Raw genomic sequence first — 20,493 nt, forward strand, 5'->3', positions numbered from 1 at the left:
TGATCACGCGGCGCTAATCGCCGCGGAAAAGCCGTTCGGCTTCGCTCAGAGCTTTGTGCAGAGCGCGCTGATGGTCGCCGAGAGCACCGAATCCCCATCGAGCGCGATGTCGCTCTTGTAGAGCAGTTCGCCGTCGAAGTTCAGGCTGTAGGCCACCCCGAAGCCCCGCTTGCAGTCCGCCAGCGGAAAGACGTACTCGCCATAGGTCACAGTCTTGTTCTTCACGTCCTCGTAGCTGTAGAGCGCCGCGACGGCCGGCTTGTTGTTGTAGACCGTCTTGCGCACCGTGTCGCCCTTGAGCGCGTACTTGTTGCCAGATTCGGCCACGCTGGCCACGACCTCCCAGGTGTCGCCCTTGTCCGCCCGGGACACCTTGCCGGTCTTCTGATCCCAGGAGGTGCAGGCCATGGACCCCAGCGCGTCGGCCACCGTCGTGCCGAACCTCACGAACCCGTCCTTGCCGAGGAACTCGCCTTCCATGCTGTTGTAGTAGACGTAGCCGTAGCCCTTCTTGCAGGACGAGAGTTCGACGAAGAGCTGCTTGTACTCGTAGGTCTTGTCCTTCTTGTTCGAGACCTGGTAGACATAGCTGTAGGCGTTGCCCTTCTGCTTGCCCAGGTTGGCCACATCGCCGCTGCCCTTCTTGCCCAGCCACTGGGCCTTGTCCGTACTGGCGATCTCGACCCAGCGCTCATCGGCTTCGGCGGCCCGTGCGCCCTGTGCCAGCAGCAGACAGGTGAGGACGAACAGGTGGTGCGACGGAATCATGGTGGGGACTTCTTGGAGTGATCACGCCGAGATATTCGGCATCCAGCATCGGGCCTTGAGTCCGAGCCAAGTCATCACGCCCCGGAAAATCCCCCCATCGGCCAGAGACCTGGGCTCAGGCCAGGCCCTCGGCCTTCAATGCCGCCTGCACGGCCGGGCGAGCCGCCACCCGGGCCTGGAAGGCCCCAATCTGCGGCCAGGCCGAGAGGTCCACACCGATCGGCTTCATCCAGCTCAGCACGGTGAACAGGTAGGCATCGGCCACGGTGAAGCCATCGCCCGTCAGGTAGGGACGGCCCTGCAGCTGTTCGTCCACGTAGGACAGGCGACGGTCCAGATTGGCGCGGGCGATGTTCTTCCAGTCGTCCTGGGCCTGCGGATGGAAGAAGGCCGTGCAGGAGCGGTGCAGCTCGGTGCCGATGAAGTTGAGCCAGCTCTGCAGCTGGTAACGGGCCAGGGTGGCCGGCGCGGGCGCCAACCACCGGGCCGGGGCCTGGTCGGCCACGTACTGCAGGATGGCCGGGCCTTCGGTCAGCAGCTCGCCACTGTCCAGCCGCAGGGCCGGCACATAGCCCTTGGGGTTGATCTGCCAGTAGTCCTGGCCGGTGGCGGTCACCTTGGTCTTCAGGTCCACGGCCTCGATCTGATAGGGTAAACCCGTCTCTTCCAGCGCGATGTGTGAGGCCAGCGAACAGGCCCCGGGCTTGTAGTAGAGCTTCATGGCAGAGCGTTCAGAAGGTTGCAGAGGGGCCGCAGGATAGACCCTTGCGCATCCCCCCTGCTGGCCCGTGGCCGGGAAGGCCTTCTTGCCCGGGCTCAGGCGGACGGCGGTGCGCTGACCGGCGCCCCGGCCAGTGCCACGGCATCGGCCCCGGCCGGCAGGCGCAGGGGTGCGCCGGGGTCGGTCACGGCACGCCACACGGCCTCGGCCACATCGGCCACCTCCGTCACGGGCGTCTGGGTGTCTCGCAGGCCGGCGAAGACCTCGGCCTGGAACGCGGCATAAGCCGGGTGGGACTCGGGCGCCATGCGCCGCCGCGCGTTGTCGCCGAAGGCCGTGGCGGGCGCCCGCCCCGGCAGCACCAGGTGCAGCCGCACGCCCAGAGGTGCCAGTTCCAGTGCCACCGATTCGGTGAACGCGTTCACCGCGGCCTTGCTGGCGGTGTAGACCGAGAGCAGCGGCAAGGGTTTGAGCGTGACGCTCGAGCTCACGTTCACCACCACGCCCCGGCCGCGCTGGCGGAACTGCGGCAGCACCGCCTGCGTCATCGCCAGCGTGCCCAGGGTGTTGGTCTCGAAGAGCTCTCGGGCCTGGTCCATCGTCATGCCCTCCAGGGGCGCCAGCAGGCCGATGCCGGCGTTGTTGACCAGGGCGTCGATCGGCCCGGCCTCGGCCACGCAGGCCCGGATGCTGTCGGGATCGGTCGCATCCAGAGGGAGCAGGCGCAGGCGCTCGGAGGCCGGCAGCAGGTCATCGCGCATCTGGCGCAGCGTGGCGACCACGTGCCAGCCACGGGCCAGGAAGAGGCGCGCCGTCTCCAGGCCAAAGCCGGAAGAGCAGCCAGTGATGAGCACGGTCGAGGGTGTGGTCGTGGGGGCGTTCAGGGAGGCGGTCATGGTCAGTTCCGGTGAATAGGAAAGGGAAAGCAAAGGACCCCACGATAGGCAGGGCAGGCCGGACGAACTAGACTCGTTCGTCCATTGTTTTGTCGCCATCGTCCCGAATGACCGATCCCCTGGCCGAAGTCGTGGCCCTGCTCCAGCCCCAGGCGCCGTTCTCCAAGCGGGTGCTGGCCTCGGCGCCCTGGGCGGTGCGCCGCACCGAGCTTGGCCAGCCCTTCTATTTCGCCGTGCTGGAGGGGAGTTGCCAGCTGCACATCGACAGCCCGTCCGGAGGAGACACCCTGGCCCTGCAGACCGGGGACTTTGTGCTGATCCCCGCGGCGCACAGCTTTGCCACCGCCAGCCTGGACCGCCCGCCCCCGCACGCGGACGAGGTCGTCACCACCCCCGTCCAGGCCATGCCGGGCGGCGCCCGCGTGGGCGACCCGACCCGCCCCGTGGACACCTGCCTGCTGGTCGGGCACTGCGTCTTCGGCTCCCCCGACGCGGCCTTGCTGGTGTCGCTGCTGCCGCGCTGGATCCATGCACGGGGCGAGCCCCGCCTGGCCACGCTGATGCAGCTTGTGGGCGACGAGTCTCGGGCCGAGCGCCCGGCCCGCGAGATCGTGCTGGCCCGGCTGCTGGAGCTGCTGCTGATCGAGGCCTTGCGCGCCACGGGCCAGCGCGAGGCCGCCTCCCCCGGGCTGGTGCGGGCCCTGGCAGACCCGCAGCTGGCCCAGGCCCTGCGCCGCCTGCACGAGGCACCGCAAGCGCCCTGGACCGTGGCCCGGCTGGCGCGGGAGGCGGCCCTGTCACGCTCGGCCTTCTTCGAGCGCTTCAGCCGGGCGGTGGGCCAGCCGCCCATGGCCTATCTGCTGGGCTGGCGCATGGCCCAGGCCAAGCAGCTGCTGCGGCAGCAGACGCTGCCGATGGCCGAGATCGCCGAGCGGGTGGGCTACCACTCGGTCAGCGCCTTCGGCGTGGCCTTCACCCGCCATGTGGGCCTGCCCCCAGGGCGCTACGCCCGCGACCCGGCTCCCGTCGACGCGGGCGCGTGATAGCCTGCCCCTTGCACACGGGGCCACCGGTCATCCACGCCGATGGCCGCCCCCATCCACAAGAAGGAGACACACATGCAGATCACCAACCACGTGTTCATCGTCACCGGCGCCGGCTCCGGCCTGGGCGCCGCCACCGCGCAGCGCCTGGTCGACCAGGGCGCCCGTGTGGTGCTGGTGGACATGAACGCCGCCGCCGGCCAGACCCAGGCCGAGGCCCTGGGCGCCAACACCCGCTTCGTGCAGGCCGATGTGTCCGACGCCACCAGCGCCCAGGCCGCGGTGGACACCGCGCTCTCGGCCTTCGGCCAGCTCAACGGCCTGATCAACTGCGCAGGCGTGGCCCCAGCCGAGAAGGTGGTGGGCCGCGAGGGCCCGCACACGCTGGAGAGCTTTGCCCGCACGGTGCAGATCAACCTGATCGGCACCTTCAACATGCTGCGCCTGGCCGCCGACGCGATGGCCAAGGGCCAGCCCGACGTGGGCGGCGAGCGCGGCGTGATCGTCAACACCGCCTCGGTGGCGGCCTTCGACGGTCAGATCGGCCAGGCCGGTTATGCCGCGTCCAAGGGCGGCGTGGTGGCGCTGACGCTGCCGGTGGCCCGCGAGCTGGCGCGCTACGGCATCCGCGTGATGACCATCGCCCCGGGCATCATGGGCACGCCGATGTTGAAGGGCATGCCCACCGAGGTGCAGGACGCGCTGGGCAAGATGGTGCCCTTCCCCCCGCGCATGGGTGAGCCCGACGAATACGCCCGCCTGGTGGCGCACATCATCGACAACACCTACCTCAACGGCGAGGTGATCCGCCTGGATGGCGCCATCCGCATGGCGGCCAAGTAAGGCGGCTCAGGGCGGCCAGGCCATCACCTTGCGCAAGGTGGCCTGGGCCAGGAAGAGCTGCTGACGCAGGTCCAGCGACGCGATCTCCCGCTGCAGGGCGGTTTGGCGGGCGGCCAGCGCATCGGTGCGCCGACCCAGGCCCGCGTCCGCCCGCTGGAGCTGGCGCAGGGCCTGCCGGTGCGCCGCCTCGGCGGCGGCCTGCGCCTGGCGCAACTGGTCCTGCAGGGCCTGCTCGGCCACCAGGGCGTCCTCCACCTCCCGCAGGGCCTGCAGCAGCGTGCCTTGATAGGCCTGGGCTGCCTCGTCCAGCCGGGCCCGGGCCGCATCGGCCTGCGCCTGCCGGCGGCCGCCGTCGAGCACCGACTGACTGATCTGCAGCCCCAGCGACCACACCAGGCTGCCCGGGTCCAGCAGGGTCGACAGGGCACTGGACTCGTGGCCCAGCGAGGTGGTCAGCAGCAGGCTGGGAAAGTCGGCCGCCCGCGCCGCGCCCAGCCGGGCCAGCGCGGCCTGCAGACGCTGATCGGCGGCCTGCACGTCCGGACGGCGCTGCAGCACGCGCGAGGGCACGTCGGACAGCGGCGGCAGCGCCACCGGCACCACCGGCTCGCCCGCCACTGCCGGCAGCTGGTCCACAGCCACCCCGCACAGCACGGACAGGGCATGAAAGTCCTGGGCGTGCTGCTGGCGGATCTGACTGGCCTGCATCTGGGCGTCACGCAGTGCGGCCTCCAGCGCATCGACCTCGCCAGCGTCGCCCAGACCGGCCTGCGCGCTGGCCCGGGCCAGACGCCAGCGCTGCAGCGCCAGCTGGGCCAGCTCGTCCCGCAACAGCAGTTGTCCCTGGTGCACGCGCAGGGCCTCGTAGGTGCTGGCCACCGACAGGGTCAGCGCGCGCCGAGCCGCCTCCAGGTCCAGTGCCGTGGCCCGGGCTTCGAGAGCGGAGGCCCGGGCGGTGTCGTTCAGCCGGCCCCACAGGTCCAGCTCGTAGGAGGCATCCAGCCCCAGCCGCAGGCGGGTGCTGACGGGCTCGGTCGCCACCGTCACGGGGGGTGTCGCGCCGCCCGTGGTGCTGCGGATCTGCCAGGCCGGGTCCAGGTGCTCGGAGCTGCGGCTGCGACCCACGCCGGGCCCGGCGCTGAGCTGCAGGCGGCGGGCGGCCTCGTCCAGACCCGCGGCGGCCCGGCCCTCGTCGATGCGGGCCTTGGCCGCGCCCAGGTCCTGGTTGTGGGCCAGGGCCAGGGCCATCAAGCGGTCCAGCACCGGATCGCCCTGGGCCTGCCACCAGGGTGGCGCCGAGGACGCCGAAGCCGCCGGTGCGGCAGCACTCGCCGGGCCCTGCAGAAACTGCGGGGGTGGCTTGAAGGCGCTCAGCGTGGACAGCGCGGGGGGCTCGGGGGTCTGTGCACAGCCGCCCAGGGCGAGACAGAGCAGGCCGGCCCGGGGAAGCCACCCCCAGCCGCTCATGCAGACCTGGCGGGATTGGCCCTGGGGCACGATGTCAGGCCGTGACGGACGGCGCGGCGGAAGTATCAAGCAAGCGCTCCTTCAGATGACCGTCGTCCATGTCCAGGATGCGGTCGAAGAGGTCGAGACTGCGGTGGTCGTGGGTGACCACCAGCACGGCGGCCCCGGTGTCGCGGGTCACGCGGTGAAACAGGGTCATCACCTGCCGGCCGCGCTGGCTGTCCAAGGCCGCTGTGGGCTCGTCGGCCAGCAGCAGTGGCGGGCGGTTGGCCAGAGCGCGGGCGATGGCCACGCGCTGCTGCTCCCCCCCGGACAGCTGGCTGGGCAGGTTGTCGCGTCGATGGGCCACGTCCAGGTAGCTGAGCAGCTCCATCGCGCGGGCCTTGGCGGGGGCGCCACGCAGGCCGTTGATCTCCAGCGCCAGCAGCACGTTCTCCAGGGCGGTGAGGAAGGACACCAGGTTGGGCTTCTGGAAGACAAAGCCGATGCAGGCCCGGCGAAAGGCCCGGGGATCCCCGATGGCGCGCCGTGCCCCGCTGGCCAGGCGGCCCTGCAGCCACACCTCGCCCTCGGAGGGCTCCTCCAGCAACCCGGCCATCATCAGCAGCGTGGACTTGCCCGCCCCGCTGGGGCCCAGCAGGCCGGCCATCTGCCCGGTCTGCAACTGCACGCTGACCTGAGACAAGGCCGCCACCGCCGTGTCGCCCCGGCCGTAGACCTTGCTCACCCCACGCAGCTCCAGCGCCGGCACGGCGGTGACGGATGCGGTGCTCATGACAGCACCTCCCGCGCCTCGACCTGCATGGCCTTCCAGATGCCCATCAGCGCGCCCAGGCCGCACAGGGTCAGCACGATGGCGGCGAACATCAGGAAGTCCTGCGGCGGCTGCACCAGCCGGCGGGGGAACCAGGGCCAGATCAGCGGCCCCAGCAGCAGCGCGATGGCATAGCCAACCACGCCCAGCGCCAGGGCCTGCTGCAGGATCATCGAGACGATGGGCCCGTTGGGGCTGCCGATGAGCTTGAGCAAGGCGATCTCGTGCCGCTTCTCCAGCGTCATCGTGTAGATGGTCACCGCGATCACCACCGCACTCACCAGCAGCAACACCGCGGTGAACATCAGAATCTGCCCGCGCAGACGGCCCAGCCGCCCGTAGAGGAACACCGTGCGCTGCTCTTCGGCACTCATCACCACCACGTCGCCCCAGCGGTCGATGATGCGACGCACCGCCGCAGCATCCGCCGGGCTGGCCAGGTCCACCATGATGGCCGCCACATTGGCGCCGCGCCCTGTCAGCACCGGCCGCCCGGCCTCGCGGGCGATGGCCACCGCGTCCGGGGGCCGGCGGGTCTGCACGTCCAGCGCGTCGTTGATGCCCAGCGCCACCACCGGGTTGCCGCTGGAGTCCAGGTAGTGGCGCGCCAGGCCCACCACCGTGACGAGGGTGCCATCCAGGTCCAGCACGTCGCCCAGACGCAGACCGGTGGATTCATCGGCGATGGCCTCGCCGCGGCCCGCCGCCAGGGCACGCCCTGCCTGCAGCGGGATCCAGCCGCCCCGGTCGGCGGGGTAGTCCAGCCCGATCAGCGAACCGCGCACGGTGTTGCCGTGGATCTCGAAGCGCCGCGACTGCAGTGTGAACTGGCGCGCCGCCTGCACGCCAGGCACCGCCAGCGTGCGCGCCAGGGTGCGGCGGTCGATGGAGGAGCCCTCGGCGAACGGACCTTCGGTACCCGCCTGGATCACCCACAGGTCGGCCCCCGAGTCGTCGATGATGGCCAGTGCATCGGCCACGATGCCGTGGTACAGCCCCGTCATGGACATGGCCGCCAGCAAGGTCAGCCCCACCCCCAGGCCGGTCAGCAGAAAGCGCGCCAGGTTGGCGCGGATGTCCTTCACCGCCAGGTTCATCGCGCCTCCTTGGCCGGTGCCCGCGGCGGTGTCGCCACGTCGAGACAAGGAGGCGCAAGGCAGTCCCTCCGGGCCGGGGCCGAGGCGGTATGCGCCGCCATCACGCCGGCCAGGTAGGCCTGCCCCGCGATCTGGTCTCCACGAACCCGCAGGTCGGCCAGCACGCTCTGCCACCACAGCCCGGCCAGCAAACTGATCAGGGCCGAGATCACCGCCGCGATGAGGCCGCTCATGGCCAGCGATGGCGCACGCATCACCGCCCTCCCGCCGGCAGGACCGTCGCCTCATGGGGCAGCACCACCATGGCCCGCTCCCCCAGCGCCCAGTTGGGTGGCAGGGTGCTCAGGCGCAGATCGACCGAGAACTCGCGTGTGTCGGCATCCACCGCCCGGTTCAGGCGCACCACCTGCGCCTGCACGGGGGTGTCCGGTTGCGACTTCAGCCACACCTGGGCCGCATCGCCCAGCCGCATGCGGCTCAACAGCGACTCGTCGAACCGGGCCTGCACCCGCAGCGACGCCACGGCCACCACGGTCAGGCAGGACTGGCCCGGCGAGACCACGTCTCCCACGCTGCAGGCACGCGCGGTCACCACCCCGGCAAAGGGTGCACGCAGGCTGGCCTCGGCCAGGCGGGCGCTGGCGGCCTGCCAGGCGGCCCGCGCCTGCACCTGCGCGGCCTCGGTGGCCTGCAGCTGGGCCTGGGCGGCCTGGACGTCGAGTGCGCTGGTGCGCGCCGCGGCCCGGCGGGCGTCCAGCTCGGTGGGGGCCAGGGCATCGGCCGACAGCACCGAGAGCTGCTCCGCACGCTCGCCATCGGCCTGCGCCTGCTGGCGCAGCACCTGGGCCCGCTCCAGCGCCCGCGCTGCAGCCTCGTGGGCCTGGCGAGCGCTGTCCCAGGCGGCGTGGGCCCCTGCCACATCGGCCTGCAGCTCAGCGGCGTCCAGCTGCACCAGGACCTGCCCCTGCGCCACCCTGTCGCCCACGTCGGCCGACAGGGCTGCCACCCGCAGGGCGCTTCGGCTGACCAGGCTGGTCTGGTCCCGGGCCACCAGCTCGCCCGCCCCGCGGGCCGGCGGCGCCGCGGCCACCGAGCCCGGGCCGCCGGACATGTGATCCGGCGGCGGCCGGTGGGCCCATCCACCCAACCCCCACGCCACCAGCAACCCGGCGACCAACGCTCCCACCCCGGCCAACAGCCACCTCACCGTTCGTCCCACAACACGCCCTGGCGGCTCCACGCCGCCGTCACCACCATCCGTCAACATCGCCCCCCGCTCAACGACCGGTGCGCTGCTGCGCGATGTAGCGGGTGATGTCTTCCAGGCGCAGGGCCCCACTGTGGCTGGTGTCGATCGCGTCGTACTGCTGGTAGATGCGGGGCATGCCGGCCTGGGCCTCCTCACGGCTCAGCAGGCCGTCGTGGTTGGTGTCGGCCTTGGCGAAGCGCTGCTGCAGTTCATCCTGCAGGCGTTGCAGGCGGGCATCCCCCTGGGCCTGTGCCCCAGCGGCGCCCAGGGCCAGCCACAGGCCCAGGGTCGGTGCGAGGAAGGTTCGGGACATTGGCGCTCTCCTTGGATGAGGCGGGCCCGTGACCTTGCGGATCGCCCATCGACCCACAGCCACCAGCCCATGACGCCATGGTGGACAGGCGCTGTGGTTCAACCATGGCAGCGCGCGGGGTGCTTGTGGCGGAATGTGGCGACGGCGACGGTTCTGCCATCGTTTGCCACATCTGGCGCTCGCCCGCGCCGGAAGACCCCCCTACCATCGCGGCATGTCAGAGATGGTCAAGGTGCTGGTGGTGGACGACGAGGCGGAGCTGCGCGGCCTGCTGCAGCGCTACCTCGGCGACCAGGGCTGCCAGGTGCGCACCGAACCCCATGCCGAGACGGTGGCCGCATTGCTGGCGCGCGAACGTTTCGACGTGCTGGTGCTGGACCTGATGATGCCGGGTGAGGATGGTCTGAGCCTGTGTCGGCGACTGCGCCACCAGGGCGAGACCATCCCCATCCTGATGCTGACCGCGCGGGGCGACCCGGTGGACCGGGTTGTGGGTCTGGAAATGGGCGCCGACGACTACCTGGCCAAACCCTTCCACCCGCGGGAGCTGCTGGCCCGCATCCAGGCCCTGGTGCGGCGCCAGCAGGTGCTGGGCGCCCACCGCGGGCCGCCAGTGGACACGGTGCTGCGTTTCGGCCCCTACGCCTTGAACCTGGACGCCCGCAGCCTGACCCGCGACGGGCAGGCCGTGCCACTCACGACCGGCGAGTTCCAGCTGCTGCAGGCCCTGGCGCTGAACCCACGCCGTCCCTTGGGGCGCGACCGGCTGATCGAACTGGCCCATGGCCGCGAACACGATGTGACCGATCGCGCCATCGATTCCCAGATCATGCGACTGCGCAAACTCATCGAGACGCAGCCTTCAGCGCCGCGCTTCATCCAGACGGTGTGGGGCGTGGGCTATGTCTTCACCCCCGACGGCCAGAGGCGGCCCGGATGAACTGGCCCCGCACCCTGGTGGGCCGCCACGCCCTGCTGCTGGTGGGCCTGCTGCTCCTGGGCCAACTGCTGGGCGTGGGCCTGGTGAGCCGGCTGGTGTTCCAGCCCCGGGTGGAACACCTGGCCGAACTGGCCGCGCGCCAGGTCGAAGCCCTGCAGGCCGGCCTGGCCGGGCTGCCGCTGGCCCAGCGCCAGGCCTTCGTGGCGCGCTTCAACCGCAATGCTCTGGCGGCAGCCCCTCCGGCAGCCTCGCCCCGCGCGCCCTGGATGGTGCTGCGCCTGCGCCTGGACGACGAGATCATCGCCGCCCTGAGCGAGCGCCTGGCAGGCCAGCAGATGCGCGTGCAGCCCGAGCCTGAGCGCCCAGGCAGCCTGCTGATCACCCTGCCGCTGGAGGGCCAGATCTACCAGATTGTGCTGCCCGAAGTGGTGCCCGACCGCAGCCTGCCGGGTGCGCTGGTGACCATGGCCGGCGTGGGCGTGCTGCTGGCCCTGGCCAGCGCGCTGTGGCTGCAGCGTCGGCTGCACCGGCCACTGGCCCGGGTGGTGGCCGCGGCCGAAGCGGTGGCCCGCGATGATCGGCCGCCCGCACTGCCCGAGGATGGGCCGCTGGAGATCGCCACCCTGGGCCGCAGCTTCAACCAGCTGGTCCACAGCCTGTCCGCCGCCGAGCAGGAGCGCGGCGTGATGCTGGCCGGCATCTCGCACGATCTGCGCACCCCGCTGACCAAGCTGCGCCTGTATGTGGAGCTGCTGCCTCGCGACACCGAGGCCGAGTTGCGCGAGGGCATGGTGCGCGGCATCGACCAGATCGACGAAGCCGTGGGCCAGTTTCTGGATTTCGCCCGCCCCGAAGGCGCCGAGCCAGATCAGCCGCTGCTCCTGAACGAGCTGGGGCAGGCGGTGGCCCGAGACCTGGCCGACCCGCAGCACCCCGTCGCGCTGGACCTGCCGCCGGTGCCACCGGTGCTGGGCCGGCCCCGGGCCTTGCGTCGCGTGCTGAGCAACCTGCTGGGCAACGCCTGGCGGCACGGGCAGGCCCCGGTGTCGCTGCACACCGGGCAGGCCGACGGCGGCGTGTGGATCGAGGTGCGCGACCGAGGGCCGGGCATTGCGGCGGGCGACGCCCAGCGCCTGCGTGCCCCCTTCGTGCGGGGTGAGTCAGCGCGCAGCGGCGCCCCCGGCACCGGGTTGGGTTTGGCCATCGTCGAGCGCATCGCCCAGTCGCATGGGGGGCGCCTGGAACTGTTTCCAGGCACGCAGGGCGGCTTGTGCGCCCGCCTCTGGCTGCCGGCCGCGCCGGCCTCAGGGATCGACGGCTGAGGCCGTGGCCTGCTGGCCGGCCTGCATCGCGGCGTTCAGGTCCTTCTGGATCTGAGCCTCCTGCGCCTTGGCCTGGCTGGCCGCCTGGGCCTCCATCGCCGCGGTGGTGGCTGCGGCGCCGGAGACGTCGGCACCGCAGCCGCCCAGGGCCAGCGCGCCCATCACCGTCCATGCCATTCCTGTACGCATGCCAATCTCCCATGTGATGTGGGCTGGCATGCTAATCCAGGTCTGTGTCCGGCCCTCCGCGGCGCTCAGCTTGGCGCAAGACAAGGGGCGACAGAGGCGTCAACGGCCGCCACCAGGTCCCGTTGAATGATCAAGGTTGGCCACCGATGACCTGACGCCCACGGCGCCACTGCCCCCTGATCCATTCCACATTCAGCGAGTCCACCATGAACCGTTCTCTGCTCCCCCTGATCGCGGCCAGCCTGATGGGTGTCTGCACCCTGACGTCCTTTGCGCAACCCAGTGCCCCGGCGCAGCCGGCCTCCGCCGCCGGCAAGGTGGGTACATGGAGCAAAAACCACCCCTACCGCGCCGAGGTGAATCAGCGTCTGAAGCACCAGGACAAGCGCATCCATGAGGAAGTGGCTGACGGCAAGCTCAGCCATGCCCAGGCGACCAAGCTGCACAAGGAAGACCGCCAGGTCGAGCAGGAAGAGAAGGACATGGCCAGCCAGGACCATGGCCACATCACCCGGCAGGAAAAGAAGACCCTGAACCAGCAGGAAAACAAGATCAACCACCAGATCGGCCAATGAGCGATCTGGCGGGGCCCACCCTCAGCGGCCACGCCCCCGCGTGGTTGCTGGCTGGGCCCCTTTGGTGATCAACCGGGCCCCCTCGCGCCGGATGGCGTCGAAGCCCGGCCCGTCGGCCGCCAGCTTGCCCGACATCTGCAGCACCACCGCGCCGTGCATCGCGGCCCAGTACACATGGCCCAGCAGGTCGGGGTCGCCCTCCAGCTGACCGGCCCGCACCAAGTCCTCCACATAGGCCACCAGGGTCCGGCGCGAGCGGGCATTGGCCGCCGCCAGCTCGGGGTAGGCGTCCTCATGCGGCTGGGTGTAGGCAAAGATCAGCCCGTAGGCGGCCGGCTCGGCGAAAGCGAAGCCCACATAGGCCTGGCCCACCGCACGCGAGCGGTCCCACACATCGCCCGGCCCCTGCTGGGCCGCCTCCAGCGCGGCCGACAGCCGATCCAGCGCGGCGGCACGGGTGGCGGCCAGCAGGGCTTCCTTGCTTTCGTAGTAGCGGTACAGCGCGGTGGCCGTCCAGCCCAGGGCCTGGGCGATGCTGCGCATCGAGGTCTGTTCGATGCCGCGCTCGGCAAACTGCTGCTCGGCCACGGCGCGGATGCGCGCACGGGCTTCCAGGACCTGTTCGGAGGACAACGAAGGGGGCATGGCGCTATCTTACTTAACGCTGTAAACTCATCGCATCAATAACAGTGTTAACCACGCAAGCGTGGCACCCGAAGGAGACCGTCCATGTCCTGGCTCGACAGCGTGCAATCCCGGCTCAGCCTGCCGGTCATCGCCTCGCCGATGTTCATCGTCTCGAACCCGCGCCTGGTGGCCGCGGAGTGCAAGGCCGGCATCGTCGGCTCCTTCCCGGCGCTCAATGCCCGCCCGGCCGAACTGCTGGACGAGTGGCTGACCCAGCTCAAGGCCGAACTGGCCACCCATGACGCGGCCCACCCCGACCGCCCGGCCGCGCCCTTTGCTGTCAACCAGATCTGCCACCGCAGCAACGACAGGCTGATGCGCGACATGGAGACCTGCGTCAAGCACCAGGTGCCCATCATCATCACCAGCCTGCAGGTGTCGGCCGAGCTGGTGGCCGCGGCGCACAGCTACGGCGGCGTGGTCTTCCATGACGTGATCTCCATCCGCCATGCCGAGAAGGCCATCGAGGCCGGCGTGGACGGCCTGATCCTGGTCTGCGCGGGCGCGGGCGGCCATGCCGGCACGCTGAGCCCTTTCGCCCTGCTGCCCGAGATCCGCCGCATCTTCCAGGGCCCCATCGCCCTGGCGGGCGCCATCGCCAACGGCCAGTCCATCCTGGCGGCCCAGGCCATGGGCGCGGACTTCGCCTACATGGGCACCCGCTTCATCGCCACGCAGGAGGCCAACGCGGTGGACGCCTACAAGCAGATGCTGGTGGACACCCGCGCCGAGGACATCGTCTATTCCTCGCTGTTCACCGGCGTGCCGGGCAACTACCTCAAGCCCAGCATCGCCGCCGCCGGCATGGACCCCGACATGCTGCCCAGCGCCGACAAGAGCAAGATGGACTTCGGATCGGGCGGCAACAGCGCCGCCAAGGCCTGGCGCGACATCTGGGGCGCCGGCCAGGGCGTGGGTTCCATCGACAGCGTGCCCAGCGTGGCCGAACTGGTGGACCAGCTCAAGGCCGAGTACCGCGAGGCCCGCGAGGACATCGCCCGCCGGGCCGCGCGCTTCGGCGCCTGACCTGCAAGAAAGAGCCCGCCCCGCGCGGTCGGCGCGGGGCGGGCGTGTCGGGCCGGGCTCAGGCCCTCACTCGTCGCTGCCGCCGATGCCGAACAGGCTCAGCAGGCTGGTGAACAGGTAGAAGAGCGAGACATAGAGGCTGACGGTGGCCAGCACATAGTTGGTCTCACCGCCGTTCACGATGCGGCTGGTCTCGAACAGGATCATCCCGGCCGACAGCAGCGCCACCATGCCCGACACCGCCAGACCCAGGGCCGGCATCTGCAGGAACACCGCGCCCAAGCCGGCGATCAGGGCGATGACCATGCCGGCGAACAGAAAGCCGCCCATGAAGCTGAAGTCGCGCCGGGTCGTCAGCACCCAGGCGGACAAGGCCAGGAAGGTGACACCCGTGGCCGCCAGGGCCAACATCACCGTCTGCGCGCCGCCCGGCAGCGCCAGCATGCGGGCCAGCACCGGGCCGAGCGTGTAGCCCATGAAGCCGGTCAGGGCGAACACCAGGGGCAGCGCCCAGCCGCTGTTCTGCAGCCGGTGGATGCCGAACAGCAGGCCGAAGTAGCCGACCAGCGTCAGCAGCAGCCCCGGGGCCGGCAACTGCCAGGCCACGCCGGCGGCGGCCACGGCCGCGCTGAACAGCAGGGTCATGGCCAGCAGGGCATAGGTGTTGCGCAGCACGCGGTCGGCGCTGGCACTGCGCACGCCGCGCAGGGGCACCGCCACGGCCGGTGCAGCACGGGCGGTCGAAACGTTGGAAGACAGGGGGTTCATGATGGGATCCTCGGTCGGGCTTCAGTCGGGTTTCAAACAGCTTCGGGCAGGCGCTGACGCATGCGACGGGTGTCGCTGCCGCGGCGCCACTGGCGCAGCAGGAAGCGCGCGGCACGCGCCAGCGCGTCGTTGAGCGCCGCGCGCCAGTCGCTCGCCACGGACGTGACGACCACGGCACCGGCACCCTCGGCATGCAGGGCCACCTGGCAGCGCTTGTCGACGCCACCGCGGGGGCCGTTCTCGTCCCACATCTGCACGGGGCACGCGCGCGCCCAGGCGACGCAGCACGAAGCGCACGCGCCGCTCGGTCAGTTCGCGCAGCTCGGCCGCGCCCGGATGGCGGGGTTTGAAGAGCACTTTCATCGGGGTCTCCAGTGAGTGACGGGGTGCCCACACTGTCGGCGCTTTCGGGCGCCTGAAAAAGCAGTGTTTTGAGAACACTTACTTCGGAAAAACAGGAACATTTCCGGAGCCTTCTGGGGCACAGTGCGGCTCGTCGCCCCCCATGGTCGCCCCCCCTCTCATCGGAATGGATCGGAAAGGACCCCGCTCATGCGCAGCTATCCCCGCAACAGCCCTGAAGCCAGCGCCCGCCTCCTCGCGCTGGTGCTGATCTCCGACGGCCATGTCTGCCGCTCGGAGATCGAGGCCCTGCAGCAACTGCAGGTGGAAGCCGCACTCGGGCTGAGGCCTGGCCATTTCGCCCAGGTGATGCACACCCTGTGCGAAGACCTGCTAGCCAGCGCCTATGGCAGCGGCGCGCCGACATGCCGCGTGGACGACGCCACGCTGGCCTCGCTGCTGGCGGAAGTGGACGACCCGCTGCTGCAGGCCAAGGTGATGCGGCTGGCCGACGACCTGGCCCAGGCGGATCGCCATCTGGCCGAAGCCGAAGCCAAGGTGCTGTCGGCCGCGCACCGGCAGTGGCGCATCCCGGGGGCTACTCTGGCCAGCGCCGGCCCGGCGACGCCCTGACCGCCAGCCTGAAGCGCGGTATCCGCTATCAGCCGCCCGCGCGGGCCTGCGCGGCGTCCATCACCTGCTGCACCAGCGGATGGTGCCGCCCACGGCGGGACACGATGGCGTGGATCTCCTCCTGCACGCCTTCGCTGCTGCCCAGCAGGCGCAGGCCGCGCAGCAGGCCCATGTCGTCTGCGCCCAGCCGGCTGACCGGGAACACCCCCAGCCCGCGCGCGGCGAACACGGCCAGCAGCGCGCTGTCCTCGAACTCGCCGACGATGCGCGGCCGCAGGCCCTGCGCCTCGAACCAATGGTCCAGCGTCGCCCGCAGGGCCGAATGGCCGGTGGGCAGCAACACCGGCAGCTCGTCCAGGCACAGGGGAAAGCGCTGGCGCTCGGCCCGCCCCGCCCACTGGGCCGGCCCGTACCAATCGACCGGGGCGTTCACCAGGCGTTCGCTGGACAGGCGCAGATTGGGGTTGCGCGGTGCCGCCTGGCCCGCCAACACCAGATCCAGGTGGTGCAGCGCCAGCTCGCCCAGCAGCTGCTCGAACTCGCCGTCGTGGCAGACCAGGCGCAGGTTCGGGGTGGCCAGCACGGGCGCCAGCAAGGCATGGGCGGCCAGTTTGGAGAGGCCGTCCGAAAAGCCCACCGCCAGACGTACCACCGGGCCGCTGGCGGCCTGCCGCACCTCATCGGGGATGACCTGGCCGATCTGGAAGATCTCCTCGGCCCGGGCGAAGGCGGCCTGGCCCGCCTCGGTGAGCGCCACGCCGCGCCCGGCGGGCTTGAGCAGCTGGTGGCCCAGCGCCTTCTCCAGCTCACGCACCTGGGCGCTAATGGTCTGCACCGCCATGCCCAGGCGATCCGCGGCTCGGGCAAAACCGCCTTCCTTGGTGACCACCCAGAAGTAGTGCAAATGGCGGTAGTTCAGCATGCGGGCCTCGCTGGTGGCAGTTCGGTGCGGGAAATCCGAATCTTAGTGGCGCAAAACGCTGATTTGTTCGCACCCCTTCTCTGCGCACACTGCGCCTCGTCGGTGCCATCACCACAGCCATTTCTGAGAGCCTCGCATGGACCTCCTGCTCCCCTTCCTCTTCGCGGATTTCATGGGCAAGCCGGCCTGGATCTGGCTGCTCTTCATCGCCATCGTCATCGCCCTGCTGGCCTTCGACCTGGGCGTGCTGCACCAGGACGACTGCGAGATCGGCGTGCGCGAGAGCCTGCTGCTGTCGGCCGGCTACATCAGCGTGGCGCTGCTGTTCGGCGCCTGGGTCTGGTGGTATCTGGGCGCACCAAGCGACATGGACTACTGCACCGGTTCATGATCGAGAAGTCGCTGTCCATGGACAACGTCTTCGTGATCGCGCTGATCTTCACCTTCTTCGCCATCCCGCGGCAGTACCAGCACCGCGTGCTGTTCTGGGGCATCCTGGGGGTGATCGTGCTGCGGGCCCTGATGATCGGCCTGGGCGCCACGCTGGTCAGCCAGTTCAACGGCGTGCTCTACCTGTTCGGCGCCTTCCTGGTCATCACCGGCGTGAAGATGTGGTTCATCGCCGACCACACGCCCGACATCGCCCACAACCCGGTGCTGAAGCTCCTGAAGCGGCACATGCGGGTGACCGACGGTCTGCGCGGCAACGCCTTCTGGGTGCGCGAACGCGACGCGGCCACCGGTCAGGTCACGCGCTTTGCCACGCCGCTGCTGCTGGCCCTGGTGCTGGTGGAGTGCGTGGACCTGGTGTTCGCGGTCGATTCGGTGCCGGCCATCTTCGCCATCACCACCGACCCCTTCATCGTCTACACCAGCAACATCTTCGCCATCCTGGGCCTGCGGGCGCTGTCCTTCGCCCCGGCGGCCATGATCCACCGCTTCAAGTACCTCAAGTACGCGCTGGCCCTGGTGCTGGTGTTCATCGGCGGCAAGATCTTCCTGGTGGGCCTGGTCGGCAAGATCCCAGCAACGCTCTCGCTGAGCGTGACCTTCGGCCTGATCGCCGGCGGCGTGCTGGTGTCGCTGTGGAAGACCCGGGCAACCTGAGCCAGCCGAGGCCGCCGAAGACGGCCCCAGGCAGCGGCACTTATCGCCCTCACGCGATAGCCTGAAGATATCTTATGAAGCCGATATCTTGCGTTCATCGCTCAAAGGCGATAAGGTGTGGAAATCGCCTTGAACCGATTCCCCTGTGGACTATCCCCTCCCCCTGTCCAGCCAGCTGCAGCCCCTGCTCAAGTCCCTGCGCAAGGCACGCCGCCTGACCCAGGCCCAGCTCGCCCAGCGCCTGGGCGTGGTGCAGTCACGGGTGGCCGACATCGAGCGCAACCCCGGCGCCATCAGCGTAGAGCAGCTGCTGCAGCTGCTGGCCCTGCTGGATGCCCAGCTGGTGGTGCGGGACGTCCCGCCGCCGCCCGCGGGCCCGGCCACGCTCACTGGCGACGTGAGCGCCAGCCCGCCGCGCGGCCAGTGGTGAACCCATGAGCACGGCCACCGCCAGCGAGCTCTGGGTGTGGATGAACGGCGAGCCGGTGGGCCGCTGGCAGCGCACCCGCAGCGGCGGGCACCGCTTCGTCTACGAAGCCGCCTGGCTCGCTTCGCCCCGGGCGCGGCCGCTGTCGCTGTCCCTGCCCATCACGCCGGACCGCACCGTGGCCGGGCCGGCGGTGGCCCACTTCTTCGACAACCTGCTGCCCGATGACGAGCGCATCCGCCGCCGGGTCAGCGCACGTTTCCAGGTCGGCTCCACCGAGGTGTTCGCGCTGCTGCAGGCCATCGGACGCGACTGCGTGGGTGCGGTGCAGCTGCTGCCGCCCGGTCAGCCGCCCACCGGCTTCGACCGCGTGGCCTGCACGCCCATGGACGAAGCCGCGGTGGCCCGCCACCTGCGCGGCGTGGCTGCCGAACCCGGGCTGGGCGGCCAGCTGCCGGCCGACGATCTGCGCATCTCCATCGCCGGCGCCCAGGAGAAGACCGCGCTGCTGCAGGTGGACGGCCAATGGTGCCGCCCGCAGGGCGCCACGCCCACCACGCACATCCTCAAGCTGCCGCTGGGCCTGGTGGGCGGCCGCCGGCTGGACCTGACGCACTCGGTCCACAACGAATGGCTGTGCGCCCAACTGCTCGGCGCGCTGGGCCTGCCGGTGGCCCGCACCGAGATCGCCCACTTCGGCCGCGAGACGGTGCTGGTGGTTGAGCGCTTTGACCGCCAGTGGGTGGACGGCCCGCAGCCCTGGATCGCCCGCATCCCGCAGGAGGACTTTTGCCAGGCCCTGGGCGTGGCCCCGCAGGACAAGTACGAAGCCCAGGGCGGGCCGGGACTGGAACGCTGCCTGCAGCTGCTGCGCGGCAGTGTGGACGCCGCCAACGACATCCGCCACTTCCTGTGCGCCCAGCTGGCCTTCTGGTTGCTGGCCGCCACCGACGGCCACGCCAAGAACTTCTCGCTCTTCCTGCTGCCGGGCGGGCGCTACCGGATGACGCCGCTGTACGACGTGATCTCGCTGTGGCCGGTCATCGGCCCGGGGGACAACCAGGTGCGCTGGCAGGAGGCCAAGCTGGCCATGGCCTTGCGCTCGAAGAATGTGCACTACGAGCTGGCCCGCATCCAGACCCGCCACTGGCAGGCGCTGGCCCAGCGCAGCGGCGCCGAGGGCTGTTGGGAGGCGATGCAGGCCCTGGTGGCCCGTGCGGGCCCGGCCATCGACGCGGTGCAGGCGCGCCTGCCGGTCGGCTTTCCGCAGCGCACGGCGCGGGCGGTCTTCGACGGGCTGCGCAGGCAGGTGACGGCCTGGGAGGCCGGGCTGCCCGCGCGGGGCTAGCGGGGCGGCGGCTCGGCCATCTCCCCGCCAAGCTGCCGTTCAGGCCCGGCGAAGCGCCTGGGCGAGATCGGCTGGCTGAACGGTCGTCAGGCCGCCGGGGTGGGGAACACCACCTTGGAGGGCTGGGTGCCGTCCGACTTGCGGCGCTTGCGGCCGCTGGCCACCTTGCGGACTTGCTTGGCGGAAACGGTCCGCTTGCCGATGCGCTTCTTCTTGGCCAGAGCCATGACGATCCTTTGGAGTTGGGGGTAAAGACCGCAAGGATACAGCGGTGCTGAAACTTGGCGCCCCTCAGCCCGCCCACGCCCACTCATGCCGCTCCCGGCCCCGCCGGAACATGACTCGCGGCGCAGTGGCCTTGCAGTGCCAGGTCTGCTGGGTGGCGTCCAGGCCGCCGGGCGGCTCGGCCAGGCCGGCCGGGTCGAAGACCACGGCGCAGCGGTGGCCCGGTGCCCGCACCGAGGCATAGGCCAGCCACTGCACGCCGCGGATCTGGGCCGAGCGGGCCACGGCCTGGGGTGCACGGTAGTCGCTGTCGTGGGTCCACAGGGCCTGGGCCTGGTCCCAGGGCGGCTGGGTCAGGTCGATGGCCAGGCCCTGGATGGCGCCCTGGAAAAAGGTGTGCTCGGTCAGCAGCTCGCGCCCGGCCAGGCCGGCGCTGTCCAGGATGAAACGGTGCCGCCAGTAGGCCACCTCGGCGCAGGCGGCATACAGCGTCTGCGCGCCGTACCACTGGCCCGGGCTGTGCGGCTCCCGAAAGCGGCTGGCGTGCGGTGGCCGGTAGCGAAAGGGCGTGGCCAGCAGGTAGTGCAACGGCCGGGCGGCCGGCGGCAGGGCAGGCTTGCTGCCTTCGAGCAGCTGCTCCAGCAGGTCCTGCTCGGCGGCGCTGTCCACCAGGCGCATGGTGGAGACCACATGCTGCGCCTCCACGCCGCGCCAGGCCAGGGTGGCCTGGGGGCGGATGTGCCCCTCGAACCAGTCGGGCTGCCAGTCCAT

At 70.7% G+C, this 20,493-nt stretch carries 25 protein-coding genes and 1 pseudogene; 10 read left to right on the forward strand and 16 right to left on the reverse strand.

Annotated elements, in window-relative coordinates:
• Positions 1-45: 45 nt before the first annotated feature.
• The 3 genes from M0L44_RS00060 to M0L44_RS00070 form a co-directional block, all read right to left on the reverse strand.
• Complete coding sequence (locus tag M0L44_RS00060; RefSeq protein ID WP_252767561.1) at positions 46-768, reverse strand: hypothetical protein; 723 nt, start codon at positions 766-768, stop codon at positions 46-48.
• Between the two features lie 115 nt (positions 769-883).
• Positions 884-1,489, reverse strand: a complete 606-nt coding sequence (gstA, locus tag M0L44_RS00065; protein WP_252767562.1) for a glutathione transferase GstA — start codon at positions 1,487-1,489, stop codon at positions 884-886.
• Between the two features lie 95 nt (positions 1,490-1,584).
• On the reverse strand, positions 1,585-2,385 hold the full coding sequence (locus M0L44_RS00070; RefSeq protein ID WP_252767563.1) for an SDR family oxidoreductase: 801 nt from the start codon (positions 2,383-2,385) through the stop codon (positions 1,585-1,587).
• A 107-nt stretch (positions 2,386-2,492) separates the two neighbouring features.
• Between M0L44_RS00070 and M0L44_RS00075 the strand changes: the two genes are divergently transcribed.
• A complete protein-coding gene (locus M0L44_RS00075; protein WP_252767564.1) occupies positions 2,493-3,428 on the forward strand; it encodes an AraC family transcriptional regulator in 936 nt (311 codons plus the stop codon).
• 75 nt (positions 3,429-3,503) lie between these two features.
• On the forward strand, positions 3,504-4,271 hold the full coding sequence (locus tag M0L44_RS00080; protein ID WP_252767565.1) for a 3-hydroxyacyl-CoA dehydrogenase: 768 nt from the start codon (positions 3,504-3,506) through the stop codon (positions 4,269-4,271).
• A gap of 6 nt (positions 4,272-4,277) precedes the next feature.
• On the opposite strand, the gene M0L44_RS00085 is transcribed toward M0L44_RS00080, so the two are convergent.
• The 6 genes from M0L44_RS00085 to M0L44_RS00110 all read right to left on the reverse strand — a co-directional run bounded on the left by M0L44_RS00085 (position 4,278) and on the right by M0L44_RS00110 (position 9,211).
• Positions 4,278-5,768 carry an efflux transporter outer membrane subunit gene (locus M0L44_RS00085; protein WP_252767566.1) on the reverse strand — a complete coding sequence of 497 codons (1,491 nt, stop codon included), beginning with the start codon at positions 5,766-5,768 and terminating at the stop codon, positions 4,278-4,280.
• A 4-nt stretch (positions 5,769-5,772) separates the two neighbouring features.
• Positions 5,773-6,513: an ABC transporter ATP-binding protein gene (locus M0L44_RS00090; RefSeq protein WP_252767569.1), complete on the reverse strand. Its 741-nt coding sequence runs from the start codon at positions 6,511-6,513 to the stop codon at positions 5,773-5,775.
• Complete coding sequence (locus M0L44_RS00095; RefSeq protein WP_252767570.1) at positions 6,510-7,649, reverse strand: ABC transporter permease; 1,140 nt, start codon at positions 7,647-7,649, stop codon at positions 6,510-6,512. Before M0L44_RS00095 ends, M0L44_RS00090 begins: the two co-directional genes overlap by 4 nt.
• Entirely contained in the window at positions 7,646-7,882 is a 237-nt protein-coding gene (locus tag M0L44_RS00100; protein WP_252767572.1) for a hypothetical protein, read from the reverse strand. Before M0L44_RS00100 ends, M0L44_RS00095 begins: the two co-directional genes overlap by 4 nt.
• 20 nt (positions 7,883-7,902) lie before the next feature.
• Positions 7,903-8,760, reverse strand: a complete 858-nt coding sequence (locus M0L44_RS00105; RefSeq protein ID WP_252767573.1) for an efflux RND transporter periplasmic adaptor subunit — start codon at positions 8,758-8,760, stop codon at positions 7,903-7,905.
• Between the two features lie 166 nt (positions 8,761-8,926).
• Positions 8,927-9,211, reverse strand: a complete 285-nt coding sequence (locus M0L44_RS00110; RefSeq protein WP_252767574.1) for an EF-hand domain-containing protein — start codon at positions 9,209-9,211, stop codon at positions 8,927-8,929.
• A 214-nt stretch (positions 9,212-9,425) separates the two neighbouring features.
• Between M0L44_RS00110 and ompR the strand changes: the two genes are divergently transcribed.
• Positions 9,426-10,151 carry an osmolarity response regulator transcription factor OmpR gene (ompR, locus tag M0L44_RS00115; protein WP_252767578.1) on the forward strand — a complete coding sequence of 242 codons (726 nt, stop codon included), beginning with the start codon at positions 9,426-9,428 and terminating at the stop codon, positions 10,149-10,151.
• A complete protein-coding gene (locus tag M0L44_RS00120; protein ID WP_252767579.1) occupies positions 10,148-11,473 on the forward strand; it encodes an ATP-binding protein in 1,326 nt (441 codons plus the stop codon). The genes ompR and M0L44_RS00120 overlap by 4 nt, the downstream gene beginning before the upstream one ends.
• Here M0L44_RS00120 and M0L44_RS00125 read toward each other — a convergent pair.
• A complete protein-coding gene (locus tag M0L44_RS00125) occupies positions 11,456-11,662 on the reverse strand; it encodes a hypothetical protein (RefSeq protein WP_252767580.1) in 207 nt (68 codons plus the stop codon). The genes M0L44_RS00120 and M0L44_RS00125 overlap by 18 nt on opposite strands.
• Before the next feature lie 245 nt (positions 11,663-11,907).
• Here M0L44_RS00125 and M0L44_RS00130 point away from each other — a divergent pair, with 245 nt between their 5' ends.
• Positions 11,908-12,237 carry a hypothetical protein gene (locus M0L44_RS00130; RefSeq protein WP_435526377.1) on the forward strand — a complete coding sequence of 110 codons (330 nt, stop codon included), beginning with the start codon at positions 11,908-11,910 and terminating at the stop codon, positions 12,235-12,237.
• Positions 12,238-12,258: 21 nt separating this feature from the next.
• Here the strand turns inward: M0L44_RS00130 and M0L44_RS00135 are convergent, their stop codons facing one another.
• Complete coding sequence (locus M0L44_RS00135; RefSeq protein WP_252767582.1) at positions 12,259-12,882, reverse strand: TetR/AcrR family transcriptional regulator; 624 nt, start codon at positions 12,880-12,882, stop codon at positions 12,259-12,261.
• A gap of 84 nt (positions 12,883-12,966) precedes the next feature.
• On the opposite strand from M0L44_RS00135, the gene M0L44_RS00140 reads away from it, so the two are divergent.
• Positions 12,967-13,950, forward strand: a complete 984-nt coding sequence (locus M0L44_RS00140) for an NAD(P)H-dependent flavin oxidoreductase (protein ID WP_252767584.1) — start codon at positions 12,967-12,969, stop codon at positions 13,948-13,950.
• A gap of 66 nt (positions 13,951-14,016) precedes the next feature.
• On the opposite strand, the gene M0L44_RS00145 is transcribed toward M0L44_RS00140, so the two are convergent.
• Positions 14,017-14,718: a Bax inhibitor-1/YccA family protein gene (locus M0L44_RS00145; RefSeq protein ID WP_252767585.1), complete on the reverse strand. Its 702-nt coding sequence runs from the start codon at positions 14,716-14,718 to the stop codon at positions 14,017-14,019.
• A 32-nt stretch (positions 14,719-14,750) separates the two neighbouring features.
• Positions 14,751-14,975: a hypothetical protein gene (locus tag M0L44_RS00150; RefSeq protein WP_354004085.1), complete on the reverse strand. Its 225-nt coding sequence runs from the start codon at positions 14,973-14,975 to the stop codon at positions 14,751-14,753.
• 295 nt (positions 14,976-15,270) lie between these two features.
• Between M0L44_RS00150 and M0L44_RS00155 the strand changes: the two genes are divergently transcribed.
• The gene (locus tag M0L44_RS00155) at positions 15,271-15,693 is read left to right on the forward strand and encodes a TerB family tellurite resistance protein (RefSeq protein WP_252767587.1); all 423 of its coding nucleotides are present in this window, start codon (positions 15,271-15,273) and stop codon (positions 15,691-15,693) included.
• A 28-nt stretch (positions 15,694-15,721) separates the two neighbouring features.
• On the opposite strand, the gene M0L44_RS00160 is transcribed toward M0L44_RS00155, so the two are convergent.
• A complete protein-coding gene (locus M0L44_RS00160) occupies positions 15,722-16,615 on the reverse strand; it encodes a LysR family transcriptional regulator (RefSeq protein ID WP_252767588.1) in 894 nt (297 codons plus the stop codon).
• Positions 16,616-16,751: 136 nt separating this feature from the next.
• Here M0L44_RS00160 and M0L44_RS00165 point away from each other — a divergent pair.
• From M0L44_RS00165 to M0L44_RS00175, 3 genes and pseudogenes are all read left to right on the forward strand, one after another.
• A pseudogene (locus tag M0L44_RS00165) lies at positions 16,752-17,722 on the forward strand (TerC family protein).
• A gap of 145 nt (positions 17,723-17,867) precedes the next feature.
• Positions 17,868-18,152, forward strand: a complete 285-nt coding sequence (locus tag M0L44_RS00170) for a helix-turn-helix domain-containing protein (protein WP_252767589.1) — start codon at positions 17,868-17,870, stop codon at positions 18,150-18,152.
• Positions 18,153-18,156: 4 nt separating this feature from the next.
• A complete protein-coding gene (locus tag M0L44_RS00175) occupies positions 18,157-19,497 on the forward strand; it encodes a type II toxin-antitoxin system HipA family toxin (protein ID WP_252767590.1) in 1,341 nt (446 codons plus the stop codon).
• An 86-nt stretch (positions 19,498-19,583) separates the two neighbouring features.
• Here M0L44_RS00175 and M0L44_RS00180 read toward each other — a convergent pair whose 3' ends face one another.
• Together M0L44_RS00180 and M0L44_RS00185 are read right to left on the reverse strand one after the other, a co-directional pair.
• A complete protein-coding gene (locus tag M0L44_RS00180) occupies positions 19,584-19,724 on the reverse strand; it encodes a hypothetical protein (RefSeq protein ID WP_022980176.1) in 141 nt (46 codons plus the stop codon).
• 64 nt (positions 19,725-19,788) lie between these two features.
• A complete protein-coding gene (locus M0L44_RS00185) occupies positions 19,789-20,493 on the reverse strand; it encodes an RES family NAD+ phosphorylase (protein ID WP_252767591.1) in 705 nt (234 codons plus the stop codon).

Origin of the sequence: Ideonella oryzae, assembly GCF_024055665.1 — a bacterium.
GTDB classification, from domain to species: domain Bacteria; phylum Pseudomonadota; class Gammaproteobacteria; order Burkholderiales; family Burkholderiaceae_C; genus Ideonella; species Ideonella oryzae.

Bases quoted from the DNA above. Each gene is read 5' to 3' on its own strand.
- M0L44_RS00060 (WP_252767561.1), bottom strand. From the start codon at position 768: ATGATTCCGTCGCACCACCTGTTCGTCCTCACCTGTCTGCTGCTGGCA.
- gstA (WP_252767562.1), bottom strand. From the start codon at position 1,489: ATGAAGCTCTACTACAAGCCCGGGGCCTGTTCGCTGGCCTCACACATC.
- M0L44_RS00070 (WP_252767563.1), bottom strand. From the start codon at position 2,385: ATGACCGCCTCCCTGAACGCCCCCACGACCACACCCTCGACCGTGCTC.
- M0L44_RS00075 (WP_252767564.1), top strand. From the start codon at position 2,493: ATGACCGATCCCCTGGCCGAAGTCGTGGCCCTGCTCCAGCCCCAGGCG.
- M0L44_RS00080 (WP_252767565.1), top strand. From the start codon at position 3,504: ATGCAGATCACCAACCACGTGTTCATCGTCACCGGCGCCGGCTCCGGC.
- M0L44_RS00090 (WP_252767569.1), bottom strand. From the start codon at position 6,513: ATGAGCACCGCATCCGTCACCGCCGTGCCGGCGCTGGAGCTGCGTGGG.
- M0L44_RS00095 (WP_252767570.1), bottom strand. From the start codon at position 7,649: ATGAACCTGGCGGTGAAGGACATCCGCGCCAACCTGGCGCGCTTTCTG.
- M0L44_RS00100 (WP_252767572.1), bottom strand. From the start codon at position 7,882: ATGAGCGGCCTCATCGCGGCGGTGATCTCGGCCCTGATCAGTTTGCTG.
- M0L44_RS00105 (WP_252767573.1), bottom strand. From the start codon at position 8,760: ATGTCCGGCGGCCCGGGCTCGGTGGCCGCGGCGCCGCCGGCCCGCGGG.
- M0L44_RS00110 (WP_252767574.1), bottom strand. From the start codon at position 9,211: ATGTCCCGAACCTTCCTCGCACCGACCCTGGGCCTGTGGCTGGCCCTG.
- ompR (WP_252767578.1), top strand. From the start codon at position 9,426: ATGTCAGAGATGGTCAAGGTGCTGGTGGTGGACGACGAGGCGGAGCTG.
- M0L44_RS00120 (WP_252767579.1), top strand. From the start codon at position 10,148: ATGAACTGGCCCCGCACCCTGGTGGGCCGCCACGCCCTGCTGCTGGTG.
- M0L44_RS00125 (WP_252767580.1), bottom strand. From the start codon at position 11,662: ATGCGTACAGGAATGGCATGGACGGTGATGGGCGCGCTGGCCCTGGGC.
- M0L44_RS00130 (WP_435526377.1), top strand. From the start codon at position 11,908: ATGGGTGTCTGCACCCTGACGTCCTTTGCGCAACCCAGTGCCCCGGCG.
- M0L44_RS00135 (WP_252767582.1), bottom strand. From the start codon at position 12,882: ATGCCCCCTTCGTTGTCCTCCGAACAGGTCCTGGAAGCCCGTGCGCGC.
- M0L44_RS00140 (WP_252767584.1), top strand. From the start codon at position 12,967: ATGTCCTGGCTCGACAGCGTGCAATCCCGGCTCAGCCTGCCGGTCATC.
- M0L44_RS00145 (WP_252767585.1), bottom strand. From the start codon at position 14,718: ATGAACCCCCTGTCTTCCAACGTTTCGACCGCCCGTGCTGCACCGGCC.
- M0L44_RS00155 (WP_252767587.1), top strand. From the start codon at position 15,271: ATGCGCAGCTATCCCCGCAACAGCCCTGAAGCCAGCGCCCGCCTCCTC.
- M0L44_RS00160 (WP_252767588.1), bottom strand. From the start codon at position 16,615: ATGCTGAACTACCGCCATTTGCACTACTTCTGGGTGGTCACCAAGGAA.
- M0L44_RS00175 (WP_252767590.1), top strand. From the start codon at position 18,157: ATGAGCACGGCCACCGCCAGCGAGCTCTGGGTGTGGATGAACGGCGAG.
- M0L44_RS00180 (WP_022980176.1), bottom strand. From the start codon at position 19,724: ATGGCTCTGGCCAAGAAGAAGCGCATCGGCAAGCGGACCGTTTCCGCC.
- M0L44_RS00185 (WP_252767591.1), bottom strand. From the start codon at position 20,493: ATGGACTGGCAGCCCGACTGGTTCGAGGGGCACATCCGCCCCCAGGCC.